General features: G+C 43.2%; 15 protein-coding genes and 2 tRNA genes. 12 read left to right on the top strand and 5 right to left on the bottom strand.

The genetic code is table 11. The annotated features are described in order from the left end of the window. Window positions 1-185: 185 nt before the first annotated feature. From BUB43_RS00820 to BUB43_RS00780, 9 genes are all read left to right on the top strand, one after another. On the top strand, window positions 186-1,049 hold the full coding sequence (locus BUB43_RS00820) for a MotA/TolQ/ExbB proton channel family protein (protein ID WP_073177419.1): 864 nt from the start codon (window positions 186-188) through the stop codon (window positions 1,047-1,049). A gap of 65 nt (window positions 1,050-1,114) precedes the next feature. Continuing rightward, window positions 1,115-1,720: an ExbD/TolR family protein gene (locus tag BUB43_RS00815; protein WP_073177417.1), complete on the top strand. Its 606-nt coding sequence runs from the start codon at window positions 1,115-1,117 to the stop codon at window positions 1,718-1,720. A 5-nt stretch (window positions 1,721-1,725) separates the two neighbouring features. Beyond that, entirely contained in the window at window positions 1,726-2,262 is a 537-nt protein-coding gene (locus BUB43_RS00810) for a biopolymer transporter ExbD (protein ID WP_073177415.1), read from the top strand. Between the two features lie 25 nt (window positions 2,263-2,287). Then, window positions 2,288-3,151 carry an energy transducer TonB gene (locus BUB43_RS00805; RefSeq protein ID WP_073177413.1) on the top strand — a complete coding sequence of 288 codons (864 nt, stop codon included), beginning with the start codon at window positions 2,288-2,290 and terminating at the stop codon, window positions 3,149-3,151. A gap of 65 nt (window positions 3,152-3,216) precedes the next feature. Next, complete coding sequence (locus BUB43_RS00800; protein WP_073177411.1) at window positions 3,217-3,414, top strand: C4-dicarboxylate ABC transporter; 198 nt, start codon at window positions 3,217-3,219, stop codon at window positions 3,412-3,414. After that, a complete protein-coding gene (locus BUB43_RS00795; RefSeq protein ID WP_073177409.1) occupies window positions 3,407-4,282 on the top strand; it encodes a PstS family phosphate ABC transporter substrate-binding protein in 876 nt (291 codons plus the stop codon). The genes BUB43_RS00800 and BUB43_RS00795 overlap by 8 nt, the downstream gene beginning before the upstream one ends. Window positions 4,283-4,334: 52 nt before the next feature. Next, window positions 4,335-5,999 carry a tetratricopeptide repeat protein gene (locus BUB43_RS00790; protein WP_073177408.1) on the top strand — a complete coding sequence of 555 codons (1,665 nt, stop codon included), beginning with the start codon at window positions 4,335-4,337 and terminating at the stop codon, window positions 5,997-5,999. 51 nt (window positions 6,000-6,050) lie between these two features. Next, entirely contained in the window at window positions 6,051-6,770 is a 720-nt protein-coding gene (gene bshB1, locus BUB43_RS00785; protein ID WP_073177968.1) for a bacillithiol biosynthesis deacetylase BshB1, read from the top strand. Window positions 6,771-6,804: 34 nt separating this feature from the next. After that, window positions 6,805-6,880 (top strand) — tRNA-His (locus tag BUB43_RS00780). Between the two features lie 54 nt (window positions 6,881-6,934). Here BUB43_RS00780 and BUB43_RS00775 read toward each other — a convergent pair. After that, window positions 6,935-7,270, bottom strand: coding sequence for a DUF3276 family protein (locus tag BUB43_RS00775; protein ID WP_073177406.1), 336 nt, complete (start codon window positions 7,268-7,270; stop codon window positions 6,935-6,937). Between the two features lie 89 nt (window positions 7,271-7,359). Next, on the bottom strand, window positions 7,360-9,000 hold the full coding sequence (locus BUB43_RS00770) for an ABC transporter ATP-binding protein (RefSeq protein WP_073177966.1): 1,641 nt from the start codon (window positions 8,998-9,000) through the stop codon (window positions 7,360-7,362). A 73-nt stretch (window positions 9,001-9,073) separates the two neighbouring features. On the opposite strand from BUB43_RS00770, the gene BUB43_RS00765 reads away from it, so the two are divergent. Genes BUB43_RS00765 through yajC form a run of 3 tightly spaced genes read left to right on the top strand, consistent with a single transcriptional unit; the run spans window position 9,074 to window position 10,807 of the window. Then, the gene (locus tag BUB43_RS00765) at window positions 9,074-9,979 is read left to right on the top strand and encodes a transcription antitermination protein NusB (protein WP_073177404.1); all 906 of its coding nucleotides are present in this window, start codon (window positions 9,074-9,076) and stop codon (window positions 9,977-9,979) included. Window positions 9,980-9,984: 5 nt separating this feature from the next. Then, the gene (locus tag BUB43_RS00760) at window positions 9,985-10,467 is read left to right on the top strand and encodes a DUF1573 domain-containing protein (RefSeq protein ID WP_073177403.1); all 483 of its coding nucleotides are present in this window, start codon (window positions 9,985-9,987) and stop codon (window positions 10,465-10,467) included. 10 nt (window positions 10,468-10,477) lie between these two features. Next, on the top strand, window positions 10,478-10,807 hold the full coding sequence (gene yajC / locus BUB43_RS00755; RefSeq protein WP_073177401.1) for a preprotein translocase subunit YajC: 330 nt from the start codon (window positions 10,478-10,480) through the stop codon (window positions 10,805-10,807). A 14-nt stretch (window positions 10,808-10,821) separates the two neighbouring features. Here the strand turns inward: yajC and BUB43_RS00750 are convergent, their stop codons facing one another. From BUB43_RS00750 to BUB43_RS00740, 3 genes are all read right to left on the bottom strand, one after another. After that, window positions 10,822-12,483 carry an LIC_10190 family membrane protein gene (locus tag BUB43_RS00750; protein WP_073177964.1) on the bottom strand — a complete coding sequence of 554 codons (1,662 nt, stop codon included), beginning with the start codon at window positions 12,481-12,483 and terminating at the stop codon, window positions 10,822-10,824. Between the two features lie 73 nt (window positions 12,484-12,556). Continuing rightward, the gene (locus tag BUB43_RS00745; RefSeq protein ID WP_073177399.1) at window positions 12,557-14,770 is read right to left on the bottom strand and encodes a TonB-dependent siderophore receptor; all 2,214 of its coding nucleotides are present in this window, start codon (window positions 14,768-14,770) and stop codon (window positions 12,557-12,559) included. Between the two features lie 134 nt (window positions 14,771-14,904). Then, a tRNA-Cys gene (locus tag BUB43_RS00740) sits at window positions 14,905-14,975 on the bottom strand. Window positions 14,976-15,055: the final 80 nt, after the last annotated feature.

The raw sequence follows: 15,055 nt of genomic DNA, 5'->3' as shown, positions 1-15,055 counted from the left end.
CAATAATATTGTGATATTTTTTAATTTTAATTACTTTAAATTGCATTAATTGGATATTTTTCAATATTAACAAAGTTTAATATTAAAAAAAAACGCTTTCAGATGGCTAAACTCTTGTGGCTTTGAAAATTTTCACTTTATTTTACACCCGAAAAACAAAAAACAACTATTAATTACTTATCACAATGGAAACGAATGTTACAAATGAGCATCTAGATGTTCAACCGAGAAAGAAGGCGGGTCTGAATCCTGCGATCATCATCCCAATCCTCCTTGCGATTGGATTCTGCATTTATTTTTTCGTTCTGGGTAATCCTTCGAACTTTAAAGATGCAGAAAAACTTGGCAGCGGCTCCGTTGCATTCTCCGGTGTAGACGGAAACCACATTCACCCGGAATCCTTCATGGGGATCATTTATAAAGGAGGTATTATCGTACCTATCCTTATCACCTTTATGCTTACAGTTATTGTGTTCTCCATTGAGCGTGCAATCGTACTTGGCAAGGCAGCCGGCAACGGTAATGTGGATGCTTTTGTAAACAAAGTGAGAGGGCTGCTCAACCAAAACAGAATCGATGAAGCTCTTGAAGAGTGCGACAGACAGGGAGGTTCTATTGGTAATGTAGTAAAGGAAGGTCTTACTACCTACAAGGTTCTTTCCGCTGACACTACAATGAACAAGGAGCAAAAGATGGCTGCGCTAAATAAAACTATCGAGGAGGCTACTACACTTGAAATGCCGATGTTAGAAAGAAACATGATCATCCTCTCCACTTTGGGTACGGTTGCTACACTCGTGGCGCTCCTTGGTACCGTAATTGGTATGATCCGTGCGTTCTTCGCTTTGGGTGCTGGAGGCGGTACGCCGGATGCGGCTGCGCTCTCAACAGGTATTTCCGAGGCGCTTATTAACACTGCACTTGGTATCGGTACTTCTGCAATTGCGATCATTCTTTACAACTATTTTACTTCGAAGATTGATGGGCTTACCTTCAAAATTGATGAGATCGCGATGGCAATCCAATCTTCTTTTGCAGAATACCACTAATTAGTTTTCAAAGCAGATCTGATCTGTTTAAAACTTAATGGTAATTTAAAACTTAATAATGTAAAATGGCGAGAATAAAACCAAAAAGACATGGAGTAGTTACGGATATGACAGCGATGTGTGATGTTACATTCCTGCTACTTACATTCTTTATCATGACCACGCAATTCCGCAAGCCGGAAGTGGAGAGCATACAGCCGCCATCTTCCATCTCAGAAAAGCTTCTTCCTGAAACCAGCATGATGGCTATAAATGCTACGAAAGACGGAAGATTCTACTTCCAGCCGGTGGAAAATTCATCCGAAAGATCTCAACTCCTGGATTATATGGGGGAGAAATACGGATTGACTTTTACTCCACAGGAAAAGAAAGCCTTTGTAAATACAGATTTTATCGGTGTGCCAATGTCCCAATTGAAAGGCTTCCTGGCATTGCCTGAAGAACAGCGTAAGGAATACAAGGGTTCTGGGATCCCGATGGACAGCACTAAGAAGGAGTTGATTGACTGGGTGCAGCAAAGCTTGGCTGTAAACCCGGATTATAAACTGGCCCTTAAGGGGGATGTAGAGACACAATATCCGCGGGTAAAGTATTTGTTCGAAGGTTTAAGAGATATTGATTTTCTTAAATTTTGGCTGATAACCTCCCAGGAAGGTAAACCTCAAGAATAGTAAACATGGCTGAAGTACAAGTACAGGAGAAAGGCGGCGACGGTAAAGTGCGCGCCAAAAAACACAACCCCAGGGTAGATATGACGCCGATGGTAGACCTCAACTTTTTGATGCTGATGTTCTTTATGTTTACCACCACGTTTACCAAACCAAATGTAATGGACTTGGGTCTCCCGGCAAAACCTAAAAAGGATCAAAAGGCACCCGATACGGAAATTAAGCTTTCAAATTCCATATCTCTGCTTCTGGGTAAAGACAACAGGATTTTCTGGCACCAGCAGGATAATACCTCCTTGACAGATGCTAACCTTAATGAAACCACTTATGACAGGGAGGGAATCCGAAAAGTTATCCAGCAGGCCAAGGCAAATGCTGCAGATCAGTCCAAATTTACAGTGATCATAAAACCAACTGACGACGCTGTGTATAAGAATTTCGTCGATATTCTTGATGAAATGGAGATTACAAAGTCTGAACAGTATGGTGTTACAGATGTGAAGCCTTGGGAGCAAGCAATTTACAATAAAAAAATTGGCAAGTAATTGCTGTTAAAGAATTGGTTTAATTATGGCAAATGATACAGTTTACAATGCCGTACCAGATTTGGACGACATTGTATTTGAAAATAGGAATAAAGAGTACGGAGCTTACGCGCTTCGCACGAATTATCCGAAATATCTTACTAGGGCTTTCCTAATAGGTACTGCATTGTTTCTTATAGCTGCTTTAACGCCGTTTATCATTGTAAAACTGAAACAAATGCAGGAAAGAGAGAAAACGGAAATTGATGCAAATCTTGTAGAAATCCAGCAAGAAGATGTAATTCTGGAACAACCGAAAGAAGAAGAAGAACCGCCACCACCGCCACCACCGCCGAAGGAGGAACCGGTTCAGCAGGAAGTTATTCAGAATGTTGTTCCTGAACCTAAAAAAGCTCCGAAGGTAGAAACCCCACCACCACCAATTTCCAAGCAGCTGGAAACAACTACTGGTTTGGTAAACCAGGAAGGTGTGAAAACTCCGAGCTATACACCGCCACCGCCACCACCTTCTACAGGTACAAGGGCCGGTACAGCAGAAGTAAAAGCTCCGCCAGCTCCTACCGTAAGTAAGACAGAGATCTATGATCGTGTAGACCAAGCGGCAGATTTCCCGAGTGGGGGTATTAACGGATTCCGTCAAAAGTTTGTTGATAACTTCGATACCAGCGTAATGAGCGGGGACGAAGGAACGCTAAAAGCAGAAATAACATTCGTAGTAGAGCCTGATGGTTCCATTAGCCAAATTAAGGTTAACGGTAAAAATTCCACTTTCAATAAAGAAGCTGAGCGCGCTATTAAAGCCATCAAAACTAAGTGGACTCCTGGCAAGCTGAATGGAGAGCCTGTTCGTTCAAGATTCCGACTGCCGGTAACGATGAATTTCGAGTAATTTTTGAAAAATTGTTTTAAAATAGGGGGAAGTGAAACTTCCCCATTTTTTATATATTTGCCAGTATGATTCAGTGGTTTTCGGTTGTCGCCGGCCTCGGCTATATTGTTCTGGGCATTGCAATTATTTACTATAAATTTTTTTTTGTACCGCTTACAGATCTCAGCGTGGTTTGGATACTTGGTATCTTAATGATCAGCTATGGAATTTTCAGGATTGGCCGAGCGGTTATTCGACTGAAAAAGATGAAGGAGGATGAATAAATTCCGTTCTTTTTTTTATGTTATTTTCCCTTTATTATTTTTGTCGGCTTGCAAAAAGAAGAAGGAAGACGCTGAAACTTATTATAGAGGGAACCTTACTGTTTACACTGATGAATCATTTGTCAGCGTAGTGCAGGCTCTTGCAGACGCCTATGCCATTGCCTATCCAGAAGCGAAAATTTCTGTAGAAACTGAGAAAGAAGATCTATCTTTCTTAAGACTTTTGAAAAAGGAAGCAAGACTGATAGTGCTTTCCCGGTGCTTAACAGAAAAAGAACAGGAAGAATATAAGAGAATTACAGGCTTAAAGTTTACTCCAGCACCTTTTGCCGCTGACGCTTTGGTATTTATTGTACCCAAAAACGACTCACGGGACTCGGTCTCTGTTAGTGAAATTGAAAAACTTCTGAGTTCCGATGAGAAACCTATTATTTTTGATGGTGCCAACGCCAGCAACCTTAATTTCATTGCTCAACGGCTTGGCAAAAAAGCAAATTCGCTCAAATATTCTGTGCTCCCGGGCAATAAGGAGATTCTAATGAATATTTCAAAGTTTCCAGGCAAGATAGGCGCAGTCAGTTTAAATTCGCTTAGCAGGCAATATGACCCCAAGACTAATGAGTTGATGAGCGGGATTAAAATATTAAAAGTTTATGACGGAAAAGACAGCTATCTCCCGGATATGCAAAGTCTTCGTTCTATGAAATATCCTTTTACCAGGGTAGTGTATTTTCTTGAAAATGAAGGAAGTTTCCTTCTTGCCAATGGCTTTGTAAGGTTTTCCTGTACACATGTGGGACAAAAGGTGGTACAGAAAGAAGGCCTTCAGCCGTACAATTTGTATAAGCGAGAAGTCCAGATGAGGTAAAATTGGAATGATTATTGTCAGTTTTATTTACATTTAAAACTAAATTATAAAAATGGAGAGAATTTTTTTGAACAGAATTTCAGTTGCTGCTGCAACATTCATCCTTGCTGGTACAGCGAATGCCCAAAACCTGCAGCAGGGTATTGCAAGTGCAGACAGCCATAAATATGCAGCTGCCAAGGAAAATTATAAAGCTATGATCCAGCAAAACCCGAAGGACGGCTCGAATTACTTTTACCTTGGTAATATCTTCCTACTCCAGACGGATCCTAATTTCGAAGAGGCTTCAAAATATTTTAACGAAGGCTTAGCGGTAGATTCAAGAAGCACTCTGAACAAAATCGGCCTTGCTACTGTAAAATTGGGGAACGGAGATAAATCTGCTGTATCAGAAATTACCAACCTTGTAGCTAAATCTAAGGACTCCGAGGAGCTGTACCGTGCTGCACAGGCACTAACGCTCTTTGAAAAAAATAACGCTCCCGATGCCGCGATAGATCTTCTGAACAGAGCCATTGAAAGATCGGGCAAAAGCGGTGTACCGGCTTATTATTACTACAGTCTTGGTGACGCTTACCGTCTGAAAAAAGATCCGGGACAGGCGATGACTGCCTATGATAAAGCCTTGCCACTTGCTAAGAATAAGGCGTCGGTCTACACCAGGATGGCAACTCTATGGATGGCGGCGCAGCAGTATCAGCAGGCAGAAGCGAATATTAAAAAAGCAATTCAAGCGGACCCTACTTACGCTCCCGCGTATATGGCGCAGGCTAATTATAATTACAAATTCCAAAAGCCGGATGCGATGACGCAGGATTTGCTCAATTATACAAAATACGCCGACGAGGATCCGTATACCACTCTGGAAATAGCTAAACTTTATTTCTCCAACGCTGATTATTCCAATGCAAAACAAACTTTGGATAAGGTATTTGATAAAGTTGACGATCCTATAAAATATAAACTAAGAGCATACATTCAGTACAGCGCAGACCGCGATTACTCTTCTGCAAAGCAGAACTTGGATACATTTATGACCACGGTAAAAGACAAATCTAGAATACAGCCTGCGGACCGCGGTCTGGAAGGATTGCTAATTGCTGCATTAGCTAAGGATGAAAAAGATTCAGCAAAAAAATCATCACTTATGCAGCAAGCAAGGCAAAAAGTGGACATCGCGAAAAACGCTCAGGATGAAACCCTCGACTGGAATAGGGAGTTTGCATTTCAGTCGGGTAGCGTCGGAGCAGAGGCTACAGCCTCCTCCGGTGAGGTTGCCGGGCCTACGAATCCTAAAATAGAATCGCTAAAGAAAAAAGTAGCCGCGAACCCTAACGACAGTAATCTGTTGGTAGAGCTGGGCACGGCGTATCAGGAAGCAAATAACTGGAAAGGCGCCCTCAGCACTTGGCAAAAAATGGCTCAGTTGGTACCGGATTGGGAATATTCCTACTATGGTCAGGGTGTGGCTTATCAGCAGCTGAACAACGAAGAAATGGCTAAGCAGTCTTACCAAAAATACATCGATACGCTGACGAAAAAGCCTGCGGCAGAGCAGGAAGCGAACAAAACGACGCTTTCCTACGCCTACTACCTTACCGCTTATTTCTCTCAGCAGAGCGATCCTGCCAAAGCTAAGGAATATGCACAAAAAGCCGTGGACCTGAACCCTGGCTATGAAGATGCTGTGAAGCTGAACAAGGCGCTGAATAAATAATTTTAATCTCAATCCCTGCCTTTTTCGGCAGGGATTTTTCGTTTTCGAATGATGAAAGTTGATATTTTAGCCATCGGTGCTCATCCAGACGATGTGGAATTAGGATGCGGCGGAACTTTGGCGTTGCTGATTGCTCAGGGAAAATCCGTGGCGGTTGTAGATTTGACGAAAGGTGAACTGGGAACTCGCGGAACCGAAATTACCCGTGCAAAAGAAGCGGCAGATGCTGCAGAAATTCTCGGCGTCTCTCACCGAGAAAATTTGGAAATGAAGGACGGCTTCATCCTGAACAGCGAAGAGAACCAAATGAAGCTGGTGAAGGTGATCAGGAAATACCGCCCGGAAATTGTGTTTGCCAATGCAACTGATGACCGGCACCCTGACCACGCCAAAGCTTCAAAACTGATTTCTGATGCGTGCTTTCTTTCAGGCCTGGTGAAGATTAAAACCCAGCTGAACGGCGATGAACAGGAAGCCTGGCGGCCAAAGCAGGTTTACCATTACATTCAGTGGAAGGAAATTCAGCCGGATTTTGTGGTGGATATTTCGGATTTTCTGGATAAAAAGCTGGAAGCCTCCCTTGCTTACAAAACCCAGTTTTTCGACCCAGATTCCAAAGAGCCTGAAACACCGATTGCCACGAAGGATTTTAAAGAAAGCCTGACCTACCGTGCGCAAAATTTAGGGAGGCTTTCCGGCGTGGGATTTGCTGAAGGCTTTACCACGGAAAAACTGATGGCCATCAAAAATTTCGATTCCATAGTTTTGTAATTCGGGGGAAATTATTATCTTTGCAATCCAAAACGGTGATTGTAGCTCAGTTGGTTAGAGCGTCGGATTGTGGTTCCGAAGGTCGTGGGTTCGAGACCCATCATTCACCCAAAAAAGCACCTGATTTTCAGGTGCTTTTTTCTTTCCCTATTTTCAGAAGATTTTTAGATTTCTTCGTCCGAATTAATAGTAAAATTTCTGGAGTGGTAATCCTTTTCGTGCCGCTCAGAAATCACATCTTCACCTTTTTCGTCAAGGATAAATGCAGTACTTTCCTCAAACATTTCCTTAAAAGCCTTAAAATCTTCTTTGTAGAGGTAGATTTTATGCTTTTCTACTGTGGCTTCGCCGCTTTCGGAATAGTTTTTCTTACTCTCGGTGATGGTGAGGTAATAGTCGCCTGCCCTGGTCTCCCTCACATCGAAATAATAGGTCCTCCTGCCTGCCTTCAGCACCCTGGTGAAAATCTCATTTTCCTGACGCTCTCTGTACTCGCTCATTACTTAAATGGTTATTTGATTTTTTTTAACAAATATAACAGAATTCTTTAATTCAGCACTACCAAATTGCGGTTATAATGTTTTTTTAATTATGCCTCCAGTATCAGGAGCCGGTCCGCCTGCGCAGCGGTGCTGTCCCGGTGGGTAATGATGATGGATGTGGTGCGCTTCAGATCCCCACGGATGTTGTCCAGAATATTTTTTTCCGTTTCCGTATCCAGCGCAGAAAGTGAATCATCAAAAATTAAAATTTTCGGCTCAATGATTAAGGCTCTTGCAATGCATACCCGCTGCTTTTGCCCGCCGGAAAGCGTTACACCGCGCTCGCCCACCATCGTTTCATATTGCTCACGGAAGCCGATGATGTTCTTGTGCACATCGGCTTTCTTCGCATTTTCCACCACTTTTTCGTGGGAAGGCTCGTCCAAACCGAAGCCTATGTTGTTCTCAATCGTGTCGGAAAACAGGAAGCTTTCCTGCGGAATGTAGCCTATCTGCTCGCGGTAATTTCCGAGGTGATGTGCTTTCAGGTTTTTCCCATCGATTAAGATTTCGCCTTCGGTAGGGTCTATCAGCCTTGCCAAAAGCAGTGCCACCGTGGTTTTTCCGCTGCCGGTTTTTCCCATTATGGCAAGGCTTTCGCCGGCTTTTACTTTGAAGCTTAAATTCTTCAGCGCCGTAATGCCGGTGTTTGGATAGGTGTAGGAAACATTGCGGAATTCTATATCTCCGCTGATTGCGTCCTTGATAGTTCCCGTGTTCCTTATTTCGGATTTTTTCTTCAGAAATTCATTAATGCGGAACATAGAAGCATCTGCCCGCTGATTTACAGAAACTACCCAGCCCACCATAGAAAACGGCCAGATCAAAATGTTGATGTACATAAAGAAGTCCGCGATTTTCCCCACAGAAATTTCTCCCGCGATATATTTCGAGCCGCCGATGTAGAGAATGATAACATTGAGCATACCGATGACGAAGAGGATAATGGTGTAGAAGTAAGCCTCCGTGCGCGCCAGATCAAGGGATTTATCCTGATAATCGGCTACTTTTTTCTGGTAAATTTTGTGGAAGAGAGGTTCTTTAGCAAAAAATTTAATGACGCGGACGCCGGAGAAGCTGTCTTGCACGAATGTGGAGATTTCCGACTGACTTTTTTGCTTTATTTTCGATTTCTTGTTGATAATACTGCTCACTTTATAAATCACGAACGAAAGCAGCGGCAGCGGTATCAGCGTCCAGAGCGTCATAGAAGGATCGGTGCGCAGCATATACACCGTGGTGATAATCAGCAGAATAGAAAGATTTGCCAGATACATCACGCCGGGGCCCAGGTACATACGCACGGCGGTTACATCCTCGCTCAGCCGGTTCAGCAGGTCGCCGGTGGTGGTTTGCTTGTATTCAGTGAGCGACAGCTCCTGATATTGTCGGTAGATTTTATTCTTAAGCTCATACTCGATCTTCCGGGAGGCTACGATGATGGTCTGCCGCATCATAAAGGTGAAAAAGCCGGTAAGCAGGGAGGAACCTACGATGATGCCCACATATTTCAGAACCTGCGGATTGAAGCCCGTGCCAAGATTCTGCGCCAGTTCGTCCACGGATTTCCCTACGAACTGAACCTTGAAAATGTTAAAAAAATTGCTGGCGATGATGAACAGCAGCCCGAAGAAAAGAAGTTTCCGGTGCTTCCAAAAATAAGGGTTAAGGGTTTTCAGGGCCTGCACGATTTTGCAAAAGTAAACTTTTCGGATGAGATGATTTTTGCCGAAAGCCTTATCTTTGCGCAAAGTTCCTTGAATGCTTGGAAGAAGACAAATCCGTGAGAAAGTGGTGGAAAACCTGTATTCCTTTTCGCAGAATCCTTTAGATATCGAGGTTGTGGAAAAGAATTTTTTAGCGGAAATCGAAAAGGTTTATCATCTTTACATCTATCAGCTGAATTTTTTGGTGGCGCAGAAACAGCTTGCCGAGCAGCAAATAGAAATCGGGAAGAATAAGTTCCTGAAAACGGAGGAAAACCTGAACCCGAACCAAAAATTCATCAACAACAGAGCGCTGATAATGCTGGAGGAAAATCCCGATAGGCTGGCTTTTACCACGAAGCATCAGGAGCTGAAATGGGATGTGAATAACGAGCTGGTTCTCAAGACTTTCCGCAGGATTTTGGCAGGGAAGCGCTATCAGGATTTTATGAAGGAAGAGAGCTTTTCCTTTGAAGAAGATCAGAAATTTCTCGGCAAGCTTTTCCTGAAATATGTGGCGGAAAACGAAGATTTCCACTCTCACCTGGAAGAGCTGGAAATAAGCTGGGCGGATGATTTCCACATCGCCAATTCGATGACGCAGAAAACCATCGGCTTCCTGAAGCCCGATGAGCACATTAGCTTGGCAAAAGTTTTCAAGGATGATGGTGATAGGGATTTCGCCGTGAAGCTGCTTCGCTCCGCCGTGAAAGATTTTGAGCCGAATGAGAAGAAAATTCAGGAACGCCTGCAAAACTGGGATTTCGAGAGAATTTCCCTGATGGATAAAATCATAATGCTGGCAGCAATTTCTGAGCTGGACAATTTCCCGTTCACCGCTTCACGCATCATCATCAATGAATATGTGGAAATTGCGAAGGTATATTCCGGCGAGAAATCCAACATCTTCATCAACGGAATTCTGGACCGCTACGCTAAAGACCAAAACCGAATAAATTAATTCTTATGAAAAAATATTTTCTGACGGCAGCCGCTGCAATTTCTTTGCTTGCCTGCCAAAAAAATGAAAAAGCCGATGCTTTGGTAACCAATGAAACGGAGATTGTGGACAATTCTGCAGAAATTTCTGCCGAAAAATCTGCGGAAGAACTAGCTGCTGAAGCCCAAAGCAAGCCGCTGACAACCGTAGCGCTGAGCAGCAACCACCACGATTTCGGGAAAATCGGCAAGGCGCAAAGCGTAACGCACGATTACGAACTGACGAACACCGGCGATAAACCGCTCATCATCTCTGCTGTGAAGCCTGCCTGTGGATGCACAGCGCCGGAATACACGAAGGAACCGATAATGCCCGGCCAAAAGGGAAAAGTGACCTTGGCATTTGACCCGACGAATTTTGACGGCGCCGTGCAGAAAACCGCCGAAGTCTTTACCAATACGGAAAAATCACCGATTACTCTGTCGTTTTCAGCAGATGTTCAACCCTAAATTTTAAATGATGCTCACAACTTTTTTACAGGCAGCGCCGCAGGATTCAATGTTGCCTACGATGCTGATGATGGCAATAATGTTCGCCGCGTTTTACTTCCTGATGATACGCCCACAAATGCAAAGGCAGAAGAAGGAAAAGAACTTTCAGGACTCGCTGAAAGTGGGAAGCAGAGTGGTGCTGACTTCCGGACTTCACGGCAGAATTGCGCAAATTCAGGATGATGGCTTCATCATCGAAACGCTTTCCGGAAAGCTGAAATTTGAGAAGGCAGCGGTTTCCCGGGAATTTACGGCGGCAAGGTTTCCTGATGCATTGCCTGAAGGCGAAAAGAAATAATTGCAAAGAAATACCTACTGATTGTTCCCGGCGTTTTGTCGGGAATTTTTTTGCAATTTTTCCATTTGTTGGGAAATGATTTGGTTTAATTTTTCCAAATCTTTTTCACTAAGTTTTTCGTGATGGAAACCACTTCTAATATTTTGATTGTCAATAAGTTGTGGGAATATTTTTGCGTCACGGTATTCGATAAAACGATCCGGTGAAATTGCTGGAACCGGCGTGCTGTAAGATAAAGGATAATTGGTAGAGAAGTTGAATTTTAGGTTGCCGATTTGATGAGTTTCAAACTGAACTGCGTTGTAAACCTTTGGTATCCAGAGCTGTTCGGTTTTGAAACCACGCATCATCGCAGAAAGTCGGAAACTTGGCACCATTTGATTGAGAATTTTCGGGTAGCTGAGAAAAAATAGCACGACCAAACTTCCGCCAAAAGCCAATTTATTCCAAATTTTCAGTTTTGATTTTTCGTAGAAAATAACGGTGATTATTACGAAAAACACATCGATAAAAAAACGATACTGTGCCGAAGTTATCAGCACTAAAATGCATTTGATGATGAGCGAAAAGTAGATGATTTTGATGAGTGTGTTATTTTTCCTGAAAGTAAAAATCGTGAAGAAAAAAAGTGAAATTGTAAACAGCCAGTGAATTACAGCTTTGATTCCTGGCAGAAAAAACCAGTTGGAAATTCTCTCTCCGAAAGTGAAGTTTGCAATTTCTTCTCCGCTGTATTGCATATCGTAAGTCTTTTGTACAGCGATGTTTGCGGAAATTTTCATCACTTCAGAATTGGGTTTCCACGGAAGGTTTAAATCGAAATATGTCAGGGGAAAAATCGGGTAACCGAAGCAGTAAATATTTTTAGTAATGAAAATTATCATCACGAAAATTCCCAGAGAACCGATGCGGAAATTTTTCAAAATGGTAATTCCGTAAAGCATTACAAAGATAGGTGGCCAAATCATCGTGGGCTTTATTGCAAAAATGAAAACTGAGAGCGCGAACAACCATTTCAGATTTTTGCTGCCGTTTAAGATTTCGAGGAGTAGGATGATTGAAAATGCTAAAACCGCTAAATCTGGGCTTGGCGATTGTGAAAACAAAAAGAGTATCGGCAGGAAAATTAACGGAAGAAATTGCCGCTTTTCGTAGCAGTAAATTATGAAAATAACTAAAGGTAAAATATTGATTTTCAATGCTGTATCAGTAAAATTGGAGAAGCCAGCCTGAAAGATATGCCAGAAAGACATTTGCCCTAATACTAAATCCAGATTGGAAATACCCTTCACCAAACCGATTTCTCTCAGCCATAAAATGCTCGGCACATAGTAGCCGAAATGATCCAGGATGAACGGCGGAAAAGACACCGCAAAAACTGCAATCAGAATTAGGATTGCTGATTTTGCATTATCCTTAGAGAAATCAATAAAATTTTCGTAAATCATAAAAAAGAAAAACGCAGAAATTCCTGTAATTACTGTTAGTATTTCTACCCAAAAATTTAGCGGAAGAAAGAAGGTCAGCAAAGTGAAAATCATCGTAATGGAAAAAATTCCGCCGATTAATTTTTCAGCCAAACCATCTTCAGAAATGCTGAAGATTTTTAGAAACAGCGTTCCGAAGCCGGAAATTGCGGCAAGCAAAACGATGAGCGTGCAAAAAATGGAAAGCATCTTCAAAAATAAAAAACTGCCGGCATTTGCCGACAGCTCTGTAAAAACCAAATAATATGAATGAAAGCGTGTTTTAAAACTTGAAAATGACCTGGCCTGAATAATTGCGCGGCGCAATCTGGTCGATGTAGCCGCCACGATAATAGGATGTGTAGTTCACTTCGTTGGTCAGGTTGTTCGCGAAAATGCGTACCGCAAAATTTTTAAATTCATAGCCAATCTGGGCATCCAGGGTAGTATAGGCCTTCATTTCCAGCGGCTTTACGCCTGCTTGAATTTGGTTGGCATGCCCCTGTATCACGGTTCTTTTCGTCCATTCATTCGTTGGTCTTGCGCCAATGTAGTACGCGCCGAAACCAAGGTCAAGTCCGCGAAGTGCCCCCTGGCTAAACTTATAATTCAACCAGCCGTTTGCCGTGTTCCACGGTGCGTTGCTCGGCCTCGAATTATCGATGTAAGCCGGGCTGTTTTGGTAGCGTGCATCCAGGTAAGCCCATCCAGCCATCACCTGAAGATTTGGCAAAATGCGGCCGATGGCTTCGATTTCCACGCCGCTTCTCTTCAGATTTCCGGCAAGCTCGTAAATTCTCGGGTTGTAGGATTGGAAATTCTGGTTCAGCACTTCGTAGGAAAGGTTCGCTGTGTTGATGTTGAAATATGTCACATTAAATCTTAGCCTTTCATTAAACCAGTCGGATTTTATGCCGGCTTCAAATTGATTGGTTTTCTGCGGGCCAATCAGAGAGCCGTCCTGCTTTTTATTGTTCGCGCCTCGAAGGCTTGTAGTGTTGGTATAAGAGCCGAACACACTCACATTTTCAACCGGCGAAACCAGGATGCCGAAGGAAGGATTCCAGGCATCGTTGTTCTCTTTGTTAATCGCACCGTTCAGCCTGCTGTAGCGTATCCCCAGCGAAGTTTTCACATATTTGTTAATGGTCATCACATCCTGCGCCATAAAACCGAAAGTTGGCGCAATAGGCGTTTTGGATTCCTTTCTGTTGGTAAACTCCCACTGCTTTCCTTGCGGTGGTGCAGGAAGTTCATTGCTGATGTTTTCCAGCAGATTAATTTCGTCGATATAAACAACATTGCCCGCCTTTTTCAGCGTTGGATAATCGTAACTCCACTGATTTAGAGCAACTTGCGAGAAATCTCCACCAATTTGGAAGGTGTGTTTCAGCGGGCCGGTTTTCACATCCTTCCCGATGAAGTCCATCTGGAAGGTTTGGTTTCTGTCATGCTTCTCAGTTCTTGTGCGGTTCCTTAAAAACTTGGCATAATCCGTCCTTGTGCCTTTTGGCGTGATGATGCTTGCCATCACCAGATCTTGGTAATAATCATTGTTGAAGTAAGCCGCTCGAAGTTTAAAATTGTCGTTCAGCTTGCGGTTCACAGTAATCGCATAGTTGAAATTTTCCGTGTGATTATTGTCATCCTTAAAGCCCATAAACTTGTCCTTCGGCATCGTGTAGAGGGCATAAATGCTTTCCGGCGCAATATTCCTCGTACCTTGGTCTGGCGTATTATCGCCGTTGAAATAATCCATTTCCGCCACGATTTCTGTTTTGTCATCCGGCCTAAAAGCGATTGAGGGGTTAATGTAAAAACTTTCCTTCTCCACCAAATGGCGGAAGCTGTTCCCCTTCTGATATGCACCATTTAGGCGGAAAGCCACCCTGCCCTGAGAATCCAGAACGCGCTGAACATCGAAGAACGGGCGGTAATTGTCCCAACTTCCTGCACGGAAACCTACGCTGCCAGCGTTGATGAAATGCGGTTTTTTCGTGACGATGTTGATAACGCCTCCAGCATCACCAAGTCCGTTGCCAATGCCCTGCGTAATCGCTGCAGAGCCTTTTATTACCTGTATCGTTTCCACGCCCTGCATATCGGTAAGCATCCCAGAGCGGCGGAAATCCGTTTCCATCTTCACACCGTTTTTTAAGACCGGAACGCCGCGAAAACCGCGGAGCGTCATACTTTCCTTAGTGCCACCATACGATGAAAACTGCGTAACGCCAGGCACATTCTTCACCACATCGGTTAGCGTTAGGCCGCCCAAATCTTCAATTACTTTTGTGGAAAGCACAGAGATCGACTGAATTTGATCTCTCGTTTTCAGTGGCATTCTTGTGATAATTTCCAGGCCTTCCGGCTGACGATTTTTCACGCCGAAAAGTTCCACCGGTTCAATTTTCTTGGAATCAATGGTATCTGTCTTTACTATTTGCGCTGAGGCAAAGTAGCTTGCAATCAGGGCTGCGGCGAAAAAAGTTTTCTTCATTACAATGATTTAACGCTGCAAATTTAATTTAATTTAGAATAAGTACAAATAAAAATTTAAAAAAAATTTGTGATAAAAATCAGTGGGATAAATAAAGGCAAAAAAAATCCCGAGCTTTCACTCAGGATTTTCAGAGGTACCTAGCGGATTCGAACCGCTGTAGATGGTGTTGCAGACCATTGCCTAGCCCCTCGGCCAAAGTACCAGTTTGGGATTGCAAATATAATATATTTTCCGGAATTGCGAAACCTGTGCTTTGTCGTATCTTTGCCGAAATTTCTTCAA

Source organism: Cruoricaptor ignavus (genome assembly GCF_900141665.1).
Lineage (GTDB): Bacteria > Bacteroidota > Bacteroidia > Flavobacteriales > Weeksellaceae > Cruoricaptor > Cruoricaptor ignavus.
This window is presented reverse-complemented; position numbering and strand designations above follow the sequence as displayed.